The sequence below is a fragment of the Brevibacillus sp. 1238 genome, from assembly GCF_029892995.1.
In the GTDB taxonomy this organism is placed as follows: Bacteria; Bacillota; Bacilli; order Brevibacillales; family Brevibacillaceae; genus Brevibacillus; species Brevibacillus parabrevis.
In genome coordinates this window covers 393,802-411,986 of record NZ_JARXWC010000003.1, presented here as the reverse complement: position 1 = coordinate 411,986, position 18,185 = coordinate 393,802, and the positions used below count along the sequence as shown (strand labels likewise).

The 18,185-nt window shown below is 51.7% G+C and carries 16 protein-coding genes; all 16 read right to left on the bottom strand.

What is annotated here, in order from left to right; genetic code table 11:
* A complete protein-coding gene (gene nusA / locus M2298_RS09620) occupies window positions 1-1,092 on the bottom strand; it encodes a transcription termination factor NusA (protein WP_063227596.1) in 1,092 nt (363 codons plus the stop codon).
* 46 nt (window positions 1,093-1,138) lie between these two features.
* A complete protein-coding gene (gene rimP, locus M2298_RS09615) occupies window positions 1,139-1,597 on the bottom strand; it encodes a ribosome maturation factor RimP (protein WP_063227597.1) in 459 nt (152 codons plus the stop codon).
* Window positions 1,598-1,761: 164 nt separating this feature from the next.
* On the bottom strand, window positions 1,762-6,066 hold the full coding sequence (locus M2298_RS09610) for a PolC-type DNA polymerase III (RefSeq protein ID WP_122965225.1): 4,305 nt from the start codon (window positions 6,064-6,066) through the stop codon (window positions 1,762-1,764).
* A gap of 99 nt (window positions 6,067-6,165) precedes the next feature.
* Window positions 6,166-7,914: a proline--tRNA ligase gene (locus M2298_RS09605; RefSeq protein ID WP_280648501.1), complete on the bottom strand. Its 1,749-nt coding sequence runs from the start codon at window positions 7,912-7,914 to the stop codon at window positions 6,166-6,168.
* Window positions 7,915-7,957: 43 nt separating this feature from the next.
* Window positions 7,958-9,040 carry a flavodoxin-dependent (E)-4-hydroxy-3-methylbut-2-enyl-diphosphate synthase gene (ispG, locus tag M2298_RS09600; protein ID WP_280648466.1) on the bottom strand — a complete coding sequence of 361 codons (1,083 nt, stop codon included), beginning with the start codon at window positions 9,038-9,040 and terminating at the stop codon, window positions 7,958-7,960.
* A gap of 50 nt (window positions 9,041-9,090) precedes the next feature.
* A complete protein-coding gene (rseP, locus tag M2298_RS09595) occupies window positions 9,091-10,362 on the bottom strand; it encodes an RIP metalloprotease RseP (protein ID WP_280648465.1) in 1,272 nt (423 codons plus the stop codon).
* Window positions 10,363-10,403: 41 nt separating this feature from the next.
* Window positions 10,404-11,552, bottom strand: coding sequence for a 1-deoxy-D-xylulose-5-phosphate reductoisomerase (locus M2298_RS09590; protein WP_280648500.1), 1,149 nt, complete (start codon window positions 11,550-11,552; stop codon window positions 10,404-10,406).
* Window positions 11,553-11,591: 39 nt separating this feature from the next.
* A complete protein-coding gene (locus tag M2298_RS09585) occupies window positions 11,592-12,377 on the bottom strand; it encodes a phosphatidate cytidylyltransferase (RefSeq protein ID WP_122965222.1) in 786 nt (261 codons plus the stop codon).
* A gap of 17 nt (window positions 12,378-12,394) precedes the next feature.
* Window positions 12,395-13,165, bottom strand: a complete 771-nt coding sequence (locus tag M2298_RS09580) for an isoprenyl transferase (protein WP_122965221.1) — start codon at window positions 13,163-13,165, stop codon at window positions 12,395-12,397.
* 68 nt (window positions 13,166-13,233) lie between these two features.
* The gene (frr, locus tag M2298_RS09575) at window positions 13,234-13,791 is read right to left on the bottom strand and encodes a ribosome recycling factor (protein WP_280648464.1); all 558 of its coding nucleotides are present in this window, start codon (window positions 13,789-13,791) and stop codon (window positions 13,234-13,236) included.
* Window positions 13,792-13,794: 3 nt separating this feature from the next.
* The gene (gene pyrH / locus M2298_RS09570) at window positions 13,795-14,517 is read right to left on the bottom strand and encodes a UMP kinase (RefSeq protein ID WP_063227712.1); all 723 of its coding nucleotides are present in this window, start codon (window positions 14,515-14,517) and stop codon (window positions 13,795-13,797) included.
* Window positions 14,518-14,674: 157 nt separating this feature from the next.
* Window positions 14,675-15,562: a translation elongation factor Ts gene (tsf, locus tag M2298_RS09565; RefSeq protein WP_122965219.1), complete on the bottom strand. Its 888-nt coding sequence runs from the start codon at window positions 15,560-15,562 to the stop codon at window positions 14,675-14,677.
* Between the two features lie 132 nt (window positions 15,563-15,694).
* Window positions 15,695-16,405 (bottom strand): 30S ribosomal protein S2, encoded by a 711-nt coding sequence (gene rpsB / locus M2298_RS09560; RefSeq protein WP_063227604.1) that lies wholly within the window; start codon window positions 16,403-16,405, stop codon window positions 15,695-15,697.
* Window positions 16,406-16,599: 194 nt separating this feature from the next.
* Complete coding sequence (locus M2298_RS09555; RefSeq protein WP_173596492.1) at window positions 16,600-17,247, bottom strand: DNA polymerase III subunit gamma/tau; 648 nt, start codon at window positions 17,245-17,247, stop codon at window positions 16,600-16,602.
* The gene (locus M2298_RS09550) at window positions 17,240-17,761 is read right to left on the bottom strand and encodes a DUF6115 domain-containing protein (protein WP_122965217.1); all 522 of its coding nucleotides are present in this window, start codon (window positions 17,759-17,761) and stop codon (window positions 17,240-17,242) included. Before M2298_RS09550 ends, M2298_RS09555 begins: the two co-directional genes overlap by 8 nt.
* A gap of 41 nt (window positions 17,762-17,802) precedes the next feature.
* Window positions 17,803-18,144, bottom strand: coding sequence for a hypothetical protein (locus M2298_RS09545; protein ID WP_122965216.1), 342 nt, complete (start codon window positions 18,142-18,144; stop codon window positions 17,803-17,805).
* Window positions 18,145-18,185 lie beyond the last annotated feature (41 nt).

Here is an 18,185-nt window from a genome sequence, read left to right as displayed (position 1 = left end):
CTATTCGTTGTCGACTCCTTCATCGCCCTCTACTTCTTTCGGGTAGACGATGCCTTCTTGATCTGCCTGGGATTCGCTCTTGATGTCGATCTTCCAGCCAGTCAGCTTGGCAGCGAGACGAGCGTTTTGTCCACGTTTACCGATCGCAAGCGACAATTGGTAATCCGGCACGATGACACGGGTTACTTTTTCCGCGAGGTTGACTTCAACGTGAAGCACTTTCGCCGGGCTGAGCGCGTTGGCTACGTACTCGGCCGGATCTTCAGACCAGCGGACGATGTCGATTTTCTCGCCCTTCAGCTCGGTGACGATCGTCTGTACGCGCATGCCTTTTGGACCAACACATGCCCCTACAGGATCTACATCCGGGTTGATGGAATGAACAGCGATTTTGGAACGGTCGCCTGCTTCGCGAGCAACGGACTTGATTTCAACCACACCATCGTAAATCTCTGGCACTTCCAATTCAAAGAGGCGCTTCAAAAGTCCCGGATGAGTACGGGAAACGACGATTTGCGGACCCTTGGTGGTTTTTTCTACTTTAATGATGTATGCCTTCACGCGATCTTGCGACTTGAAATCTTCGGACGGCATTTTCTCGGTGATCGGCATAACAGCTTCCGCTTTGCCAAGATCGATGTAATAATTGCGGGCGTCCATGCGTTGGACAACCCCTGTAACGATATCGTCTTCGCGCTCGATAAACTCGCTGTAAATGAGGCCGCGCTCCGCTTCGCGAATGCGCTGTGTCACCACTTGCTTCGCGGTTTGTGCAGCAATTCGTCCGAAGTCACGAGGCGTAACCTCGATTTCCACGATATCTTCCAGTCTAAAATTCGGATCGATTTCTTGGGCAGCTTCCTGGGAAATCTCCAGGCGCGGGTCAAAAACTTCTTCCACCACTTCTTTGCGTGCATACACGCGAACCATACCTGAATGACGATTTACATCCACCCGTACATTTTGGGCCGAGTTGAAGTTACGTTTGTATCCAGAGATAAGAGCCGCTTCGATGGCCTCGATCAGCACGTCTTTGGTGATGCCTTTCTCTCTCTCAATGGCTTCTAGAGCCTCGATAAAATCGCCGTTCATGACTTTCGTTGCCTCCTCCTTTACTTACCCACCGGCCACCAGCAATCTAGAAAACGATTGCCATTCGTGCCGTGTCAATTTGCTCTTGGGAAATCACGTACGTTTTTTTCGCTTCTTTAACAGTCAGTTTGCCGTCCTCGTACGATATCAGTTCGCCCTCGAACTGGCTTGCTCCTTCTATCGGCTCTTTGGTTGTAATGTGCACATGCCTGCCGACAGCTTTGGTAAAATCCTTATCCTTGCGCAACGGACGCTCAGCACCCGGCGAAGATACTTCCAAAAAATATGCAGTCGGAATCGGATCTACTTCGTCAAGTTTTTGACTCAGCTTCTCGCTGACAAGGCTGCAGTCATCGATGTCGATGTTGCCAGTTTCATTGTCGATAAACACGCGCAGAAACCAGTTGCTGCCTTCCTTTTTGTACTCGATGTCAACCAGTTCCAAACCCAATTCGTCAACAATGGGCGTGACCAGTTCGGTGACGATGCCCGTTACCTTGCTCAAGCAAGTACCTCCTTTACGTTTGAACCATGAGGTGTAACCAGAAAGAAAGAGTGGGTTTCCCCACTCTCGATCTGCCATGCGTATAAAACCAGTATTTCCAAAAAAATTATAGCATAACAGCCCTTCGCTGACAACCTTTGGATACGCGGGCCCGCTAGGCCGGACTAGAACAGCGACAGCTGGTTCGATTCCGGCAGTCCTTTCAGAGCGCCTTGTTCCTCCAGATACTCCAAAATCGTCTTGGAGATGCGGGAACGGGACAGCAGGTCTTCCTTCGACAAAAACTCTCCTTGTTCTCTCGCCTCCACGATGCTGATCGCAGCGTTCGTGCCCAAGCCTGGCAAAGCGTTGAACGGAGCAATCAGCGAGTCGCCTTTGATCAGGAAGCGTGTCGCGTCCGATTCATACAGGTCGACGTTGGCAAACCGGAAGCCGCGCTCCACCATCTCCAGCGCCATCTCCAGCACGGTCAACAGCGCTTTCTCTTTCGGCTGCGCGTCGTGGCCCTTGCCTTCGATTTCGTCGATTTTTTGCCGGATGGCAGCGGAGCCTTTGACCATCAACGGGATATCGAAGTCATCTGCCCGCACAGTGAAGTAAGTCGCGTAAAATTCAAGCGGACGATGCACCTTGAAGTAGGCAATCCGCACAGCCATCATCACGTAAGCCGTGGCGTGGGCTTTCGGGAACATGTACTTGATGCGCTGGCAAGACTGGATGTACCAATCCGGTACGTTGTTTTTGCGCATTTCTTCCTGATCCTCTTCCGGTACACCTTTCCCTTTCCGCACAGACTCCATGATTTTGAATGCGCGGGACGGTTCCAAACCTTTATAGATCAAATAAACCATGATGTCGTCACGACAACCGATAACTTCAGGCAGTTTGCATATGCCGTTGCGGATCAAATCCTGGGCGTTGTTCAACCATACATCCGTACCGTGAGACAACCCGGAAATCTGGACAAGCTCGGCGAATGTCGTCGGCTTCGTATCCTCAAGCATCTGGCGAACGAACTTGGTTCCAAACTCGGGGATTCCAAGCGTTCCCATATTCGTCCCAATCTGCTCCGGTGTCACACCCAATGCTTCTGTCGAGCTGAAAATGGACATCGTCTTCTTGTCGTCGAGCGGGATCGTTTTCGGGTCCATGCCTGTCAAGTCTTGCAGCATGCGAATGACGGTCGGGTCGTCGTGTCCGAGAATATCGAGTTTCAGCAAGTTGTCATGGATCGAGTGGAAGTCGAAATGAGTCGTGCGCCACTCGGATTCATTATCATCTGCCGGGAACTGGATCGGACAAAAATCTTCAATTTCCATGTAGTCAGGAACAACAATAATTCCGCCCGGGTGCTGCCCAGTCGTCCGTTTGACGCCCGTGCATCCGTTCACGATCCGGGATATCTCTGCATTGCGCAAAGTCATGCCCCGCTCATCAGCGTACTTTCTCACATAGCCGTACGCTGTCTTCTCCGCGACAGTACCGATCGTTCCTGCGCGATATACGTAGTCTGCGCCGAAAAGCTCCTGCGTGTATTTATGGGCTCGCGGCTGATAGTCACCCGAGAAGTTCAAGTCAATATCGGGAACTTTGTCTCCCTTGAAGCCAAGGAACGTCTCGAACGGAATGTCCTGTCCGTCTTTTGCAAAGCTGGTTCCGCACTGCGGGCACTCTTTGTCAGGCAAGTCGAAACCGGAAGCGATGGAACCGTCCGTAATAAATTCGCTATGCTTGCAATTCGGGCAGCGATAGTGCGGCGGCAGCGGATTTACCTCGGTAATTTCCGACATCGTCGCCACGAAGGACGACCCGACCGATCCACGCGATCCGACCAAGTAACCATCCTGAAGCGACTTGGTCACCAGACGCTGCGAAATCAAGTAAATAACCCCGAAGCCGTGCGTGATGATACTGTTCAGTTCCTTTTCCAGACGCTTTTCCACCAGCTCCGGCAATGGATCGCCGTAGAGCAGCTTCGCCTTGTTGTAGCACATTTCCCGCAGTTCATCATCTGCTCCCTCGATAATCGGGGTGTACAGCTTGTCTGGAATCGGGCTGACGTCCTCGATCATGTCGGCTATGGCATTGGTGTTCGTCACGACGATTTCTTTGGCCAGCTCTTCGCCGAGGTAGGAAAAGGACTCCAGCATTTCATCTGTCGTGTGCAAATACAAAGGCGGTTGATTCCCTGCTGTCGGATCGCCTTTTGACAACAGGAACACATCGCGGAAAATTTCATCCTGTGGATTGAGAAAATGAACGTCGCCTGTCGCAGCGACCAGCTTGCCCATCTCTTTTCCCATGTCCACGATCATTTTGTGATAGTTTTTCATCGTCTCCAGCGAAGGAATCTCTTCGTTGCGGAGCAGCGGCGAGTAATGAGCGATAGGCTGAATCTCCAGGAAATCGTAAAAAGCAGCGACTTCCTTCAATTCTTCGGGCGACTTCCCGCGCAAAATCGACTGCATCAGCTCTCCGTCTTTGCACGCCGTCCCGATCAGCAAGCCTTCGCGGTATTTGCTCAGCTGGCTGCGCTGGATGCGAGGCCAACGGAAGAACGTCTCCACGTGGGAGCGGCTGACGAGCTTGTACAAGTTTTTGAGACCTTCCTTGTTTTTCACCAAAATCGTGGCATGGAAAGGACGTCCGCTCTTGTAATCGGCTTCTTCGTTGCTTTTTTCGTTCAGCTCGGCGAGCGACTTGATCTGCGCTTCCTTGATATCTTTAAGCATTTGCTGGAAGACGTGTGCGAGTGCGACTGTATCGTCCAACGCCCGGTGAGCGTTGATCAGCTCGACATTAAACTTCTTGGCGAGTGAACCGAGACGGTAGTTGCGCATGCCTTTGTACATCATCCGCGCCAGGGGCAATGTATCCAAAAACGGGTTGTTCCACGGCTCCATCCCGATGCGCTTGGCACACGCGTTAATAAACGCCTTGTCAAACTCGGCGTTATGCGCAACCAGCACGGCATCGCCGGTAAAATCCTTGAACTTGCGAAGCACGACGTCGAGCGTGTCTTGACCGCGCAGCATCTCGTTCGTAATCCCCGTGATCTCCGTCGTCTTTGGCCCGATCTCCAGTTGCGGATCGATCAGCTCTGTCCATTGATCGACAATTTCCGACCCTTTCATTTTTACCGCAGCGATCTCGATAATCGTGTGCTCGGCAGCATTCAGCCCCGTCGTCTCCGTATCGAACACGACGTATTCTGTCGTCTCGTCGATTGGCAAGTTGTTGTCTGCATTCAAGTTGTAGACGATGTCGATGCCATCTTCCACCACGTAGGCTTCCATGCCGAGAATGCACTTGATGTTGTTTTTCTTCGCGATCGAATACGCCTCCGGGAACGCCTGCACAACCCCGTGGTCGGTAATCGCGATCGCCTTATGACCCCATTTGGCCGCTGTGGAAACAAGCGACTTGACGGAAGCTACTGCGTCCAGCGCGCTCATCGGCGTGTGGCAATGCAGCTCCACCCGCTTTTCTTCCGCCTGATCGCGGCGAATGACCTGCTCGATCTGGTTCAAGTCATTGGCATTCATCACCAGCTCGCGGATAAAGGTGTCATGCTGAACGCTCCCGCGCACCTTGACCCACATGCCGTCTTTGAGTGCTTCCAGCATCTTGACGTCTTCTTTGTCACGCGAAAACATTTTGACCGTCAATGAATCCGTATAGTCTGACACGTTGAACGTCAGCAAGTGACGGCCGCTGCGCAGCTCTTTTACTTCCACGTTGAACACGGCACCTTGAATCACGATTCGGCGCTCTTCCTCCTGAATCTCGCAGATCGGGATCGGGGCGTCTTTGATCTCGTAGCCCATCATCAATGTCGTGATGGCTTCTGTTTTGTCGGAGCCTTTGCTTTCCTGGGCTGCCGCCGTCATGACGACTTCAACCAGTGCCCGCTCTTCTTCATTCCGCTGCTCGACAAAAGCCTGGTACGCTTCATCGCTCTCCTCACCATGAAAGGAAAACCGCATGGAAGTATCCGTCGCTTTTTGGAAAGCGGCAAGCAATTCGTTGTCAGCGCGCTTTCGCTTGGCTACTTCGACTGTCATCTCGGTCGGCAAGTACACTTTTACTTCTTGCTGTTCCACCTGTTTTCTCGCGGTACGCAACGTTGCAGCCAAGGAATTGAGCGTCGGCTCCAGTCCCCCGACGAGCAAGTCCCAATACTGCTCCACGACAAAATCAAGCGCAGGCTTCTGCCTGTAGCAAAACCTGGCATCGACTTTCGCCAGATGGGAGAAGGACTGCGTCAATCGCTTCGTGAAAGCTGCATAAGCTTCGACGGGCAAAAGCTTGGGCAAGGTAAAATGGAAAACCCACTCTTTGTTTTGTTTGTACAGCTCCAGCTTGTCGATCTGCCCGTCAAGAAAATAGCGGTTGACCCATTCTTCAGGTACTTCCATTTGCTTGAGTAACAGAGAGAAACGCTGTTTTTGCTCTTGTATACGGTCCACGGTATTCCACCCTCCCAAAAACAAGAAAAAGAGGTACTCCCATTGTGACTAGGGGAGTACCCCGTAAAATTCGACAAAATCTTCCTTCAATCCTGCAAGCTACTCGATGCCAAACAGGGCGGCTCCCGTATGATCCACGCGAGCAAGCATCGCTTTCACTTCGGATACGAGGTCTTCCAGCTTCACGTTTACGGTTTCTCCATTTTTGCGGACGCGTACTTCGATCGTGCCTTCCTGCGCCGCTTTGTCCGATACGGTAATGCGCAGCGGCAGTCCGATCAGGTCTGCATCCTTGAACTTCACGCCAGCACGCTCAGGGCGGTCATCGAACAATACTTCCACGCCTGCTTTTTGCAGGGCTTCCGTAACTTGTTCGCTGATTTGGCGCTGCTCCTCTACTTTAACATTGACCGGGATCACATGTACATGGAAAGGCGCGACAGCTACCGGCCAAATAATCCCATTCTCATCGTTGTTTTGCTCGATGACCGCGGCAATCGTCCGCGATACGCCGATACCGTAGCAACCCATGATCATCGGCTGGCTGCGGCCGTTCTCATCCAGGAAGGTAGCGCCCATGGCCGTAGAGTATTTCGTTCCGAGCTTGAACACGTGTCCAACCTCTACGCCGCGCGCAAACTTGATCGCGCCACCCGTGCGCGGGCATTCATCGCCTTCTGTGATGTTGCGCAAATCAGCATAGCGGGAAACGGCAAAATCGCGGCCTGGGACGACATGCACCAGATGGTAGTCCGTCTCGTTGGCGCCGACGATGCCATCGTGCACGTCCTGCACGAAGTTGTCCGCAACGATTTCCACTTTTTCGGCATCGATACCGACAGGGCCGACAAATCCGGCAGGTACTCCCGTCACGGAAACGATGTCCGCTTCTGTCGCCAATCCAACGAAGGTTGCATCGTACATGTTTTTCAGCTTCACTTCATTCAGCTCATGATCGCCGCGAACGAGCACCATCACCAGCTTGTCGTCTACGCGGTAGATGAGGCTCTTGATGATTTGCTTCGCTTCGACTTGCAAAGCTTGTACGAGTTGATCAATCGTTTTGCTGCCTGGCGTGTGCACTTTTTCTTTTGCTGCCGCTTCTGAAGCTGGTTTTGTTGCTGGCTTGTACACGACTTCTGCTTTTTCCAGGTTGGCGGCAAAATCGCCTTCTTCGGAATAAGCAATCGTATCTTCGCCGATGTCGCACAGAGCCATGAACTCATACGTGCCTTTTCCGCCGATCGCGCCTGCATCCGCTTCTACTGCACGGAAATTCAGGCCAACGCGGGTGAAAATGTTCGTATAGGCGTCGTACATCGCCTGGAAGTTGCGATCCAGTCCTTCTTGGGTCGTATCAAAGGAATACGCATCCTTCATGATAAACTCGCGGCAACGAATCAAACCGAAGCGCGGACGCACTTCATCGCGGAACTTCGTTTGAATTTGATACAGGTTGATCGGGAGTTTTTTGTAAGAGTTAATCTCGTCACGAACCAGACTGGTAATGACTTCTTCATGCGTCGGTCCGAGCGCAAAGGAGCGGTCGTGGCGGTCGCGCAGACGTACGAGTTCTGGCCCGTACACGTCCCAACGGCCTGTCTGATGCCACAGCTCAGCCGGCTGCATCGCTGGCATCAACAGCTCCTGGGCGCCTGCGTTGTTCATCTCTTCACGCACAATGGCCTGGATTTTATGCAGGGTCCGAAGCGCCAATGGCAGGTATGTATAAATACCGGAAGCCAGTTGGCGGGCCATACCGGCGCGGAGAAGCAGCTTATGGCTGGCAATCTCCGCATCCGCAGGCACTTCCCGCAAGGTAGGAATCAACATTTGACTTTGCTTCAACACGTGCGTGTCCTCCTTATGCCTCGTCAGCAATCAACAATGATCAGCCTACTTCAGTCGGCTTTTTCTCGTTGACCATTTCGTTAATTTCTTTCATCAACTCTTCGAACAATTCATCTTCTTTCACTTTGCGAACAATTCTACCATTGCGGAAAATCAGACCTTCACCGTTTCCGCCCGCAACGCCGACATCCGCTTCGCGCGCTTCCCCCGGCCCGTTTACAGCACATCCCATGACGGCTACTTTCAACGGCACTTTCAAAGTGGAAATCGCATCCTCGACCTTTGTAGCCAAGCCGATCAGATCGATCGCACAACGGCCGCAAGACGGGCAGGCAATCACGACAGGATCGTTGTTCACGATATCGAGGCTGCGCAAAATCTGCTTGGCAACCTTGATTTCTTCTACCGGATCAGCCGTCAAGGATACGCGGATCGTGTCGCCGATTCCCATCGACAGAACTGTACCGATGCCGACGGAAGACTTGACCGTGCCGGAGAACTGTGTTCCTGCTTCTGTCACCCCAACGTGCAGCGGATAGTTGCGTTTTTGCGCCATCAGCGAATACGTCTGGATCATCGTCGGCACATCGGACGACTTCAAGGAAATGACGATATTGTCGTAGTTCAGGTCTTCCAAAATTTCCACGTGGTCAAGCGCACTTTCAACAATCGCTTCTGGCGAAGGATATCCGTACTTCTCCAGCAGTCGTCTCTCGACCGAACCGGAGTTTACCCCGATGCGGATCGGAACGTTCCGCTCGCGGCAAGCCTCCACAACGCGCTTTGTTCTTTCAATGGACCCGATATTTCCCGGATTGATCCGGATTTTGTCGATGCCGCTTTCCAGCGCAGTCAACGCCAGCCTATAGTCAAAATGGATGTCGGCAACAAGCGGCAGCGGGGAACGCTCCTTGATTTTTTTGATGGCGAGCGCTGCGTCTTTATTGATGACGGCTAGGCGGACAATTTGGCAACCAGCATCGTGAAGTCTTTGAATCTCGGCCAGTGTTTTTTCTACATCACGCGTGTCTGCTGTCGTCATCGATTGAATTACTACGCTTTTTTGGCCACCGATTTGCACGCCTCCCACAAAAACCGGTTTCGTCTCCTCGCGCTTGTACATTTTGCACCATCCTTTAAATTTGTCTGTATTCTACTCATCATGATAGTACGTTATTGGAAGAACAACCGTTGCAGATCGTTCCAGGTTACAACAAGAATCAGCAACATCAAGAAAGCAAAGCCCAGAAAATGAACCATTCCTTCTTTATGCGGATCAACCGGACGTCCACGCAGCGCTTCTACCGCGAGGAAGGCGAGTCTTCCTCCGTCCAGTGCCGGAAGCGGCAACAGATTGAACAGTCCGAGGTTGATGGAGAGCACGGCTGCCCATTTCATCAAAATGGCCATGCCTTGCTGAGCAAACTCTCCGGTCATCTTGAAGATGCCTACTGGCCCGCTCAGATCGTTAAGCCCGACTGAACCCGTAAAGAGCATCCCTAAACTTTTCAAAATCATCGCCGTGAACTCGTAAGTCGAGGACGCGCCGTACTTCAACACTTCTCCCGGGGCGTACGTCAACGGGTTCGTCACCATGATTTTGCCCACGTTATTTTCGTCTTTTCCGACCTTGACCAAAACCGAGTTGCGCTGTCCATTGCGCTCGTACTCAAACTTCATTTCCTTGCCCGGCGACGTACTGATAATCTGGACGATTTCTTTCCAGGAAGCCACAGGCTGTCCCTGAATCGAAATAATTTTGTCTCCTTGCATCAAGCCAGCTTCAGCCGCTGGTCCATTTGCCCTGACTTCGCCCAGATACGGGATGTCTTTCGGCACGCCGTACAGCAGACCGATAGCGATGAACAACAGAAACGCCAGCAAGAAGTTGGCAAAAGGCCCGGCGAAAATCGCCCAGAAGCGCTGCGAGATCGTCTTTCCTTTAAACTGTCTGTTCAATGGCGCGATCTGCACCTCTTGTCCATCCTTGACCAACTGCGCCTGCGGATGAATGGAAAACTGGCGCTCTTCTCCTGCCACATCCACTACGATATGCAAATCGTTTTCCAAGTCAAAACGAACCACTGTCCCCGTGATCGCACGAGGGGAAGCAGTACCCGGTCCGTCCAGCAAAATATGGGTTACCTTTCCTAACGCATCCCGCTCCAAACTTACTTCCATGTGCGGTTTCAACATATCCATTTCGGGGTCTTCGCCCGCCATGCGGACCATACCTCCAATGGGGAGGAGGCGAAGCGTGTATTCCGTTTCTCCCCGCTTCACGCGAAAGATTTTCGGCCCCATTCCCAGTGCAAATTCGCGGCACAGAATCCCGGCTCTTTTAGCCAAGAGAAAGTGCCCCAGCTCATGCACGAAAACGAGCGCACCAAAAACGACGACAATCGCGAGAATTGATTCAACGGAATCCATGTTGGGAAAAGGCAAGTGAACAGCCACCTTTCGTTGGAGTGTCTAGATCCAGTCTCTTAAACGGACGCAAGCGCATGAGCGCGCGCCCACTGATCAGCCGCAAAAATCTCGTCCAGCTCGGGATTATGTACTCCCTCATGGGCCTCACACGTCTGTCTGACAACCTTTTCGATGTCGAGGAACGCAATGGCGCCTTTCAGGAAAAGGTCGACAGCGACTTCATTGGCTGCATTCAGGACAGCGGTATGCGTACCGCCCGCTCTCCCGCATTCATACGCCAATTGTAGCAGAGGATAGCGTTCAAAATCCATGGCAGCAAAATGAAGCGAGCCGATTTTGACCAGATCAAGAGGTTCTGTACTCAAATTTTGTCTGCCGGGATACCCCATGGCGTACTGGATTGGCACCTTCATGTCAGGTGTGCCCAACTGCGCCATAACGGCCCGGTCTTTGTATTCTACCATAGAGTGAACGATACTTTCAGAATGCAGCACACAGTCAATGTGCTCGTACGGCATATCAAACAGCCAATGGGCCTCGATTACTTCGAAGCCTTTGTTCATCATGGTAGCCGAATCAATGGTGATTTTTGCGCCCATACTCCAGTTCGGGTGCGCCAGTGCTTGCTCTACCGTCACCTGTTGCAGTTCCTCGCGGCTCAAATGGCGGAACGAGCCTCCGGAAGCAGTCAAGATGATACGGGCTACATCTTCTGCTCTTTCTCCTTGCAGACATTGAAAGACAGCAGAGTGCTCGCTGTCGACAGGGATGATGGAAACCCCTTTTTCTTTCGCCCGCTTCATCACAACGGGACCTGCGCTCACCAGCGTTTCCTTATTTGCTAGTCCAATCGTCTTGCCCGCTTCGATAGCGGCAAGGGTAGGCGCCACGCCTACGCTGCCGACCACCGCTGTCATGACAAAGCTGGCGGCATCGTGGCAGGCAACCAGTTCAAGCCCCGCTGATCCGAAAACAATCTCGGGTTTATGTCCGCTTCCCAACTGTTCGCGAAGCTGGACAGCCGCTTGCTCGCTCCCCACCGAAACAAGCTCAGGCCGAAACTTTTCGACCTGCTTGGCAAACAGCTCCACATTCGTCCCTGCTGCCATTGCGACGACAGCAAAATCTTCCGGGTGCTGTTCAACCACTTCCAAGGTGCTTGTTCCAATCGAGCCAGTCGAACCCAAGAGCGCTATTTTTTTCACTGATTTCACCCTCTATATCTCTTCTATATGCACCAGGTTTCAGACGATACCTAGTAGATGCAAAACCGGAAAGACAAGCAGAAAACTGTCAAAGCGATCCAGCACGCCACCGTGTCCGGGAATGAGCTGTCCTGAATCTTTTACCTGAAAATGACGTTTGAATGCCGATTCTACCAGGTCGCCCATTTGTCCAATGATGCCGGCAACCAGGGCAATCGTTAGTGCCTTGTCAAATGCTATGCTGCCGAAGCAAGCATTGATGACGATCACGATCAGAACGGCCGCTGCCAGCCCGCCAAGCGCGCCCTCGACCGTTTTGTTCGGACTGATCTCGGGCCAGAGCTTTCGCTTTCCGATTGCTTTCCCGACAAAATAGGCCCCCGAATCTGTGGACCAGATCGCAGCAATCACAAGCGCAGTGAGCATCAATCCGTCTGGAAGATTGCGGGCTGCGGCCATGTATGTAAAACCGAAGCCTATGTATAACGCCCCCACCAGTGTAAGGGCGACGTGTTCAATGTGAAACTGATTTTTCCGCAGAACGGAGTAAATCAACAAAAGCAAAAGGACAGGCAGCATCAGATCCGGCATGCTGATGCGAAGCCAGTCAGAAAACGCGAGCGATGGCCACAGCAAACTGGCCATGAGCACGTATCCGAGTATCCCTGCCACATTGAATGGCTGAATGCCAGCCATCCGCATAAATTCAAAATGGCCTATGACGGCCAGTAATAACACCAAAAGTGAGTACCAGGCTCCACCTTGGTAGATAAAAAACAGAAATGCCGCTCCACCAATCAAGCCTGTTATGATTCGTTGCTTCAACTGATTCCACCTCTCGGCTATACCGCCCCGTAGCGACGAGCTCGGCCTTGGTATTCCACAATCGCTTGATAAAAGTGTTCACGGGTAAAATCAGGCCAGAGCACATCCGTAAACCACAATTCTGTGTAAGCCAATTGCCAAAGCATAAAATTACTCAAGCGAATTTCTCCACTGGTGCGGATCAAAAGATCAGGGTCTGGAATATCGCTTGTATACAGATAGCGGGAAATCGCCTCTTCATCCAGGTCTTGTGGATCGAGTTCGCCCGCTTTTACTTTCGAAGCCAATACGGAAACAGCTTTGACGATTTCGTCGCGGCCACCGTAATTCATGGCAAAGCACAATTGAAGCCCTTGATTGTTTTGCGTACGTGCTTCTGCTTCCAAGAGAGCATCTAGTGTATGCGACGGCAGCTCGTCTTTGCTGCCGAGCATGCGGATACGCACGTCCCGTTCGATCAATTCATCCAATTCTGTCGACAAAAATTCCTGCGGAAGCTTCATGAGAAAATCCACTTCGTCCCGCGGTCGCTTCCAGTTTTCAGTAGAAAAAGCGTACATGGTCATGTAGCGCACGCCGATCTCGTCAGCAGCTTTTACGACTTCCTTGACCGTTTTCATGCCTGCTCGATGCCCGGCGACCCGGGGTAAATTGCGCATTTTGGCCCAACGACCGTTGCCGTCCATAATCACCGCAACATGCTGCGGGATTTTCCCGGAACGATCCAACTCGGCTGGTACCGTTTGTTTTTCCTTGCGGCTCCATTTGCGCGCCAGATGTTCTAACATAAAGTGTTCCCCCGTAATGAGAGATATAGACGTGCATCCCCCTCAAATGAGGGGGATCGCCCTAAAATTTATACTTCCAAGATGTCTTTTTCTTTGTCTTTTACGATCTTGTCGACTTCAGCGATGAACTTATCTGTCGTTTTTTGGATCGTTTCTTGATGACGATGGGATTCATCCTCGGAAATGGTCGCAGCCTTTTCCAGCTTTTTGATGTCATCGTTCGCATCACGACGGATGTTGCGGATGGCAACTTTCGCTTCTTCTCCGCCTTTTCCAGCCAGCTTCACCAATTCTTTGCGGCGTTCTTCTGTAAGCGGAGGAATGATCAGGCGAATGATTACCCCGTCGTTGGATGGAGAAATGCCCAAATCGGACTGTTGCAGCGCGCGGTCAATTTCTTTCAGCGCTGTTTTGTCCCAAGGCTGGATGGTCAGCATGCGCGGCTCCGGAACGCTGATGTTAGCCAATTGGCTGATTGGCGTTGGCGAACCGTAGTAGTCAACCATGACGCGGTCCAGCATCGCAGGGTTAGCACGGCCAGCGCGGAGGCTGGACAAGTCTCTTTTCAAAGCGAGGATCGCTTTGCTCATACGATCTTCCATGTCTTTTAGCACTGTTTGTGGCATCGTTTATTCCCCCTTCACTAGAGTACCGATTTTATCGCCCATTACTGCCCGACGAATATTACCTTCTTCGGAAATGTTAAATACGATGAGTGGGATGCTGTTATCCATGCACAAGCTCGATGCGGTCGAATCCATTACTCCCAATCCTTTGTTGAGGACCTCCAGGAATGTCAGCTTATCGTACTTCTCTGCATTTGGGTCCAGGCTTGGGTCAGCGGAGTAGACCCCATCGACCTTGTTTTTCGCCATCAAAATGACCTCTGCTTCGATTTCAGCAGCGCGCAGGGCAGCCGTTGTATCTGTAGAAAAGTAAGGATTACCCGTTCCCGCAGCGAAAATGACCACGCGCATTTTCTCCAGATGGCGAATGGCGCGTCGGCGTATGTATGGCTCGGCTACCTGTCTCATCTCAATCGAGGTTTGAACACGAGTCGGGACGTTCACTTTTTCCAACCCATCCTGCAAGGCGAGTGAGTTCATAATCGTGGCCAACATCCCCATATAGTCGGCAGTAGCCCGATCCATTCCTTTTGAGCTTCCGGAAAGTCCGCGCCAGATGTTACCTCCTCCGACGACTACGGCGACTTGTACTCCCAATTCTACGATTTCCTTGATCTGGTTCGCTACGGAGAGAATCACCTTCGGGTCGATTCCGTACCCGAGGTCTCCCGCCAGTGCTTCCCCACTCAACTTTAACACAACCCGTTTATAGGCAGGAAGTGGCATGTGAAACGGCCTCCATTCATGAATCATTCTCTGTGCGCCTCCTGCATTCCTTCTGCAAGCTGCGGCACACATTGCTTTTTACGTGCAGGAGAGTTTCACATGAAGTGAAACTCTCGCTTTGAAAATAGGGAACACGAAGGTGTTCCCTATACCTTTATTACTGCTTATTCACTTGAGCCATTACTTCAGCTGCGAAGTCTTCTTGTTTCTTCTCGATACCTTCGCCTACTTGGAAGCGAGCGAAGCCTTTCAAGGTAGCTCCTGCTTCTTTCAACAAAGCAGCTACTTTCTTGTCTGGATCTTTTACGAATGGTTGCTCAACCAGTACGTATTCTTCGAAGAATTTGGAGAGGCGGCCTTCCACCATTTTCTCAACGATGTTAGCAGGCTTGCCTTCAGCCAGCGCTTGGTTTTTCAGAACTTCGCGCTCGCGTTCGATCTCGTCTTGAGAAACTTCTTCGCGGTTAGCGAAACGTGGGTTGGACGCTGCTGCGTGCATGCCCAGGTCTTTAGCCAGCGCTTCGTCTTGTGTACCTTCCAAAGTTACCAGAACGCCGATTCGTCCACCCATGTGCAGGTAAGTACCGAATACGCCGCTATCGGATTTCTCGGACAGAGCGAAACGACGGAAGGAGATGTTTTCTCCGATAGTCGCGATTTTTTCGTTGATGACGTGAGCCAAAGACTCGCCAGCACCTTTGAACGGTTGCTCCAGAGCTGCTTCAACGGATGCAGGGCGTTGGGATACAACGTGTTCTGCAATGTCTTTCACGAGTGCTTGGAACTCAGGGTTTTTCGCTACGAAGTCTGTTTCGCAGTTTACTTCTACAACTGCTGCTACGTTACCAGCAACTGCTGTAGCTGTCAAACCTTCTGCTGCGATACGGCCGGATTTTTTCGCCGCTTTCGCGATACCGCGCTCACGGAGCAAGTCAATTGCTTTTTCCATGTCGCCTGCTGTTTCTTCCAGCGCGCGTTTGCAATCCATCATACCTGCGCCTGTACGCTCGCGCAGTTCTTTAACCGCTTGTGCACTAATTGCCATTGAGTGAAACCTCCTTGGAAAGTTACGATCCTAGTATAGGGGAAATGCAAGTCAACTGTTACAAATGCTTGCTAAGAAAAAAAGGGTGGCCGGGGGCTCTGACACCCTCAGTCCACCCTTTTACACACTTGCTTACGCAGTTGTTGTGGCTTGTTGCTCTGTGCCTTGGTTGCCTTCCAGCAGAGCGTCTGCCATTTTTGCAGTGAGCAGTTTAACAGCGCGAATTGCGTCGTCGTTACCTGGGATCACGTAGTCGATCTCATCTGGATCGCAGTTAGTATCTACGATAGCAACGATTGGGATACCCAATTTGCGAGCTTCTGCTACAGCGATGCGCTCTTTACGAGGATCGATGACAAACAGTGCGTCTGGCAATTTATCCATGTGAGCGATACCGCCGAGGAATTTCTCCAGGCGATCCATTTCTTTGCGCAGTACGATAACTTCTTTCTTAGGCAATACTGCGAAAGTGCCATCGTTTTCCATACGTTTCAGCTCAGCAAGGCGAGCAGTACGTTTTTTGATGGTAGTGAAGTTAGTCAAGGTACCACCCAACCAACGTTGGTTGATGAAGTAGTGACCTGTGCGCTCAGCTTCTTCTTTTACGGATTCTTGTGCTTGTTTCTTCGTACCAACGAAGAGCACTTTTCCGCCGTCTTGAGCGAGTTCACGCACGAAGTTGTACGCTTCCTCTACTTTTTTAACGGTTTTTTGCAGGTCGATAATGTAGATTCCGTTACGTTCGGTGAAGATATAGCGAGCCATTTTCGGGTTCCAACGGCGAGTTTGGTGACCGAAGTGTACACCAGCCTCGAGCAATTGTTTCATCGAAATTACTGCCATATTTCACACCTCCTTCAAAAATGGTTTTTGTGATGCCTACCTCCGCCTCACCGCATGTTCCAAGCAATTCTGCCAGTGGCAGCACCGTTGCCGGAATTGGTGGACGTGCGATTTCAACACCGTAAATGAATATATCATATGGGTCTTTCAATTGCAACAAACGAATCCCATTATTTTTGCAAAAAAATACCGCCCTATTTTTTCGGCGGCGTAGTAATCAGCTTGACGATCTCTTCCTCAGAAGCGGGCAGGGAAACCTGATACGTCCCTACGCGAATCCGATTCAGCTTGTCCATCGTACGCAGCTGGTCGACAAAATGATTGTTTGCAGGCAAAATACCTTCCTTGACGAGCGTAGCCGCAACACCCTCTGCCGTCGCCTTGTATGGCACGGTAAAGGAAGCGGTCTTTTTCACGACGGGAGTCTCGACCGCAGGTGCTTGTGGCGTCCCTGTCTGTGCCGGAGCTGCAACAGACTCTACCTTGCTCTCAGCGGCTGACGACGTCTCCTGGACGCTATTCACGCTTGGCGGTGTCCCTTCATTAACTCCAGGAGTTTGGGGCTTGGCAGCCGCAGGTGTCTTCGTCTGCTCGACGTTTGGTGCCGCCGGAGCTTTTGGCGCGTTTGGAGCAGGCTGCACGTTCACTTTCTTTTCTTCCTGCCACTGCTTGTATTCTTCAGGCGTAAGCACGACCATTTGCAGCTCGGTGGCAGCCTGCTTGATTTCAGCCTCGGTTAGCGCAGGACTGGGCGCCCCGCTTTTCGGAGCCATCAGCCCGAGAGCCGAAGCAGCCACGATCAAGCCCGCGCCGAATCCAAATAACAATTCGCGTTTACGCATCGGCAAAACCTCGCTCGTTTCTTTGCGCCAATGAGAAAATCAGGTCGATTTCTCCCCGGCCCGCCCCCAGCCGTTTCGCAATCTCGTCTGGAGCGAGCCCTTCCTTGCTTAACTCAAAGACACGCCGATAGCGTTCCCGCAAGGCAAGCATGTCGACTTGCTCCGATACAGGCTCTGCGCTTTTGACTGGCGGAGCCTCTACAGCAGCGGCGGTTTCGCGAACGACTACTCTTTCATCCAACTGTTGTTCCAGTTGCTCCACGCGCTTTTGCAAAAATTCGATTTCACGAAGCAAATCAGCCCTTGTTTCTTGCCATTCGGCAGAAAGAAGGGCGGTCTCCTGCTTGAACTGCTTGTTCAAGCGTTGCAGGTTTTTTTCAATATCTGCCTTGTCAGTTGATCGTGATGTCTGGATGGCGGCAGTATGATCAGCAGGCGACTTTCTTTGGATGAACAAAGCAAGCAGCATGGTGATGATTCCTGCGCCAATCAGGATGATGTACACTTGATCCATGTTGGCCACCTTTACTTCTGGCTTGTCAATTTCTGTTCCTTTTATAAGGAAATATCAATGAAGCGTCCGCGCATCGGATCTCTCATGGAGACCGAGGAAGGGGCATTTTGGTCTTTTGCTGCGGCATTCTTCTGTCCTGCGGAAGAGCTGTCACCTGACTCATCATGCTCTCGCTGTTGCCCCTGCTCCCTATCGCGAATCTGATTTTTTTGCGTTTCATCAATATCCGTCGCACGATGGCGCATGTGCGCGTCCAGTTCTTTGCGCTGATCGATCATCGATTGCGTTTCATGCATGGACCGTTGCATCTGGTGCTCTTGGATTCGGCCGACTTCCAAGGTGCGTGGCAATGCCACCTGCAATTCCACTGCTTTCAAGCTCATGCAGCCCAGCCCCTTCCTCGCCTCTCGAAATCACATTCGGC

Bases quoted from the DNA above. Each gene is read 5' to 3' on its own strand.
- nusA (WP_063227596.1), bottom strand. From the start codon at position 1,092: ATGAACGGCGATTTTATCGAGGCTCTAGAAGCCATTGAGAGAGAGAAA.
- ispG (WP_280648466.1), bottom strand. From the start codon at position 9,040: ATGTACAAGCGCGAGGAGACGAAACCGGTTTTTGTGGGAGGCGTGCAA.
- M2298_RS09580 (WP_122965221.1), bottom strand. From the start codon at position 13,165: ATGTTAGAACATCTGGCGCGCAAATGGAGCCGCAAGGAAAAACAAACG.
- frr (WP_280648464.1), bottom strand. From the start codon at position 13,791: ATGCCACAAACAGTGCTAAAAGACATGGAAGATCGTATGAGCAAAGCG.
- pyrH (WP_063227712.1), bottom strand. From the start codon at position 14,517: ATGCCACTTCCTGCCTATAAACGGGTTGTGTTAAAGTTGAGTGGGGAA.
- tsf (WP_122965219.1), bottom strand. From the start codon at position 15,562: ATGGCAATTAGTGCACAAGCGGTTAAAGAACTGCGCGAGCGTACAGGC.
- rpsB (WP_063227604.1), bottom strand. From the start codon at position 16,405: ATGGCAGTAATTTCGATGAAACAATTGCTCGAGGCTGGTGTACACTTC.
- M2298_RS09555 (WP_173596492.1), bottom strand. From the start codon at position 17,247: ATGCGTAAACGCGAATTGTTATTTGGATTCGGCGCGGGCTTGATCGTG.
- M2298_RS09550 (WP_122965217.1), bottom strand. From the start codon at position 17,761: ATGGATCAAGTGTACATCATCCTGATTGGCGCAGGAATCATCACCATG.
- M2298_RS09545 (WP_122965216.1), bottom strand. From the start codon at position 18,144: ATGAGCTTGAAAGCAGTGGAATTGCAGGTGGCATTGCCACGCACCTTG.